The organism is Oscillibacter sp. CU971 (genome assembly GCF_905219725.1).
In the GTDB taxonomy this organism is placed as follows: domain Bacteria; phylum Bacillota; class Clostridia; order Oscillospirales; family Oscillospiraceae; genus Oscillibacter.
Genome location: NZ_CAJMXG010000335.1, coordinates 1 through 2611, shown reverse-complemented (window position 1 = coordinate 2611; position 2611 = coordinate 1). Strand labels below are relative to the sequence as shown.

The following is a 2611-nucleotide window of genomic DNA, read 5'->3' as shown; positions in this document are numbered from 1 at the left end:
GTCCGGGCCTTCCTCCAGCCCCTGACGGAGCGGAGGGAGGAGGGGCCGGAGCCCTCCCCCATCGGGGGGCTGGACGGACGGCTGTGGCTGTACCTGGGAAAGGCCGCCGTGAGGGCGGGGGACCGGGTTTGCTGGAACGGGCGGCGGTTCCGGGCCCGGAGCGGAAGGCCCCACTTCATCGGCCCGGAGCTCTCCCATTGGCGGGCTGTGCTGGAACGGGCGAGGGAGGCGGAATGAAAGAGCTGAGACAGATGCGGGACGCGGTGATTGCCGCCCTGCGCTCCGGGGTACTGGCTGCGGAGTCCGCCNNCCCCGGCAAGTGGGCGGCGGAGCGGAAAACGGCCCTGGCCACCGTCTCCGTGGGGACGGCGGAGGGCCGGGACCTGGGCTTTTGCGGCTATCTGGGGGAGAGCCGGGGGCCAAACGGGGAAACGCGGGAGGTCTATGGCAAGCACCTGGCGGGGACCATCGCCGTGGACATCCGGGCTGAGCGGGCGGCGGAGTGCGAGGAGGGCGGCGAGACGGCGGCGGCGGTGCTGCTGGGGAAGCTGCCGGAGGGCATCCGGCCCGGGGAGCTTCGGTGGGAGGCCCTGGCCTGGGAGAAGCAGACGGGGCTCTTCCTCCGGCGGGGAACGCTTCAGTGCCAGGCGCTGTTTTTGGCGGAGCGCGGGGAGGAAGAGACGGAGTTCCTGGATTTCAAACTGAAAGGGGTTTTGCAAGGTGAACAATCTGCATGAGCGGCCGGGGGTCTACTCGGCCTATGACACGTCCTCGGTGGTGTCCGGTGGACGGGCGGTCCGGTCCATCGGCGTGGCGGCCAAGGCGGCCAGGGGCGAGACAGGAAAGCCGGTGACGGTGACGGGCTGGGCCGCCGGGGTGTCCGTCTTCGGCGAGGACGAGACGGCGGGAATGAGCACCCTTTTGCGGCTGCTGTTTGAAAACGGCGCGTCCGCCGTGACGGCGGTGCGGGTGGCGGAGGAGGGCACGGCGGAGGACTACGCCCAGGCCTTCGCCGCCCTGGAAAAGGAGGAGGCGCAGATTCTAGTCTGCGACAGCGGCGAGGAGGCGGTCCACCAGGCCCTGCGGAACGCGGTGGAGGCGGNNTCCGCCCTGCGCCATGAGCNCATCGCCGTGGCGGGCTGCGCCGGGGCGGAGGTTTCGGAGCTGGTGAGCCGGGCGGAGGCGCTGAACAGCGAGCGCGTGGTGCTGGTGGGGCCCGACGCCCTGGACGGCGGGGGAAAGCCCCTGTCCGGCGTGTTCGCCGCCGCGGCGGTGGCGGCTCTGGCGGCCTCCGCCCCGGACCCGGCGGTACCGTTGAACGGGGCGAAGCTCAAGGGCTTGACGGGGCTGGCGGAGGACTATACCGACAACGACATCGACCGGCTGGTCCGGGGCGGCGTGNCNCCNCTGGAGTGCGTGGCGGGAGTGGTGTCCCCGGTGCGGGGCGTCACCACCCGGACGAAAACCGGAGGGGCGGCGGACGCCACATGGCGGGAGCTGACCACCATTTTGATTGTGGACGACGTGATTCCCTNCGTGCGCTCCGCCCTNCGCAGCCGCNTCTCNCNCAGNANGAACAACGGCCGGAACCGGGCGGCTATCCGCTCCCAGGTCATTGTGGAGCTGGAGAAGAAGCTGGCGGCGGAAATCATCGACGGCTATGACGNGGTCCGCGTCTCCGCCTCCCACGAGGACCCCACGGTGTGCCTGGTGGAGTTCGGCTTCGCCGTGGCCCACGGGCTGAACCAGGTGCATCTGACGGTACACATTGAGATTTAAGAAAGGGGCGTGAGGAGCATGACGGGATTTCCCACCAGCGCCGACATCTATCTGGAGATGGACGGCAGGAAGGTGGCGGTGGTTCAGAGCTACACCGCCAAGGCCAGCAAAACCTCACAGAGCGTGGAGGCCTTCGGCGAGAGCGAGCCGGTGGCCACCATCGAGGGGCAAAAGCGCTATACCCTGGAGCTGACGAGGCTCTATGNAACGGACANCGCCGTCTCCGACGGCATCAACTTCTATGACCTGGCCCACTTCTCCCTGGTCATCTGCAAGCCGGACCGGCGGGTCATCTACAGCGACTGCCAGTGGAGCGGCATCGAGGAGGACGGGCGGCTCAACGCCATGGTTGCGGAGAAGGTCACCGTGGTGGCGGCCAAGCGCATCGAGACCTCGGCGTGAGGGACATTGACGAGCTGCGGCCCCTGACGGCGGGGCGGCTGCTGGAGCTGTGGCGGCAGTGCCGGGAGGCGGAGGACCCCCTGGAACGGGTGCTTCGCTGCAACGGGTTGATTTTGTCGGAATGCTGCTTCTTTCAGGGCGAGCGGGTCTATGGGGACGGAACGGAGGCCCTGGCGGACCTGACGGGGCGGCAGATGGAGCGGCTGCTCTGCCGTTTGGCCGGGAGCGGCGGAGACGGAGAGGACCGCCGCTCGGAGGCGGTGAACCCGGAATTTGACGCGGCGCGGTTCGCCGCGCTTTGGAGGGCGTGAGGAACGTGGACTATTTGGGCTGGGAGCTGGAACGGCAGCGGGCGGCGCTGTGGGCGCTGCTGGGCGGCGGGAGGGCGGAGGACGGGGAAGCCCCCAGAGAGGATGATACCGCTTGGGAG

At 69.3% G+C, this 2611-nt stretch carries 4 protein-coding genes and 1 pseudogene; all 5 read left to right on the top strand.

The annotated features are described in order from the left end of the window. Positions 1-237: pseudogene (locus JX325_RS14965) on the top strand (hypothetical protein); the annotation flags it as partial. Continuing rightward, entirely contained in the window at positions 234-737 is a 504-nt protein-coding gene (locus JX325_RS18495; protein WP_204791870.1) for a hypothetical protein, read from the top strand. The pseudogene JX325_RS14965 and the gene JX325_RS18495, both read left to right, overlap by 4 nt. Further along, entirely contained in the window at positions 721-1779 is a 1059-nt protein-coding gene (locus JX325_RS14955; protein ID WP_204791869.1) for a phage tail sheath subtilisin-like domain-containing protein, read from the top strand. Before JX325_RS18495 ends, JX325_RS14955 begins: the two co-directional genes overlap by 17 nt. A gap of 18 nt (positions 1780-1797) precedes the next feature. Next, positions 1798-2181: a hypothetical protein gene (locus JX325_RS14950; protein WP_204791868.1), complete on the top strand. Its 384-nt coding sequence runs from the start codon at positions 1798-1800 to the stop codon at positions 2179-2181. After that, positions 2178-2492 carry a hypothetical protein gene (locus JX325_RS14945; RefSeq protein ID WP_204791867.1) on the top strand — a complete coding sequence of 105 codons (315 nt, stop codon included), beginning with the start codon at positions 2178-2180 and terminating at the stop codon, positions 2490-2492. Before JX325_RS14950 ends, JX325_RS14945 begins: the two co-directional genes overlap by 4 nt. Positions 2493-2611 lie beyond the last annotated feature (119 nt).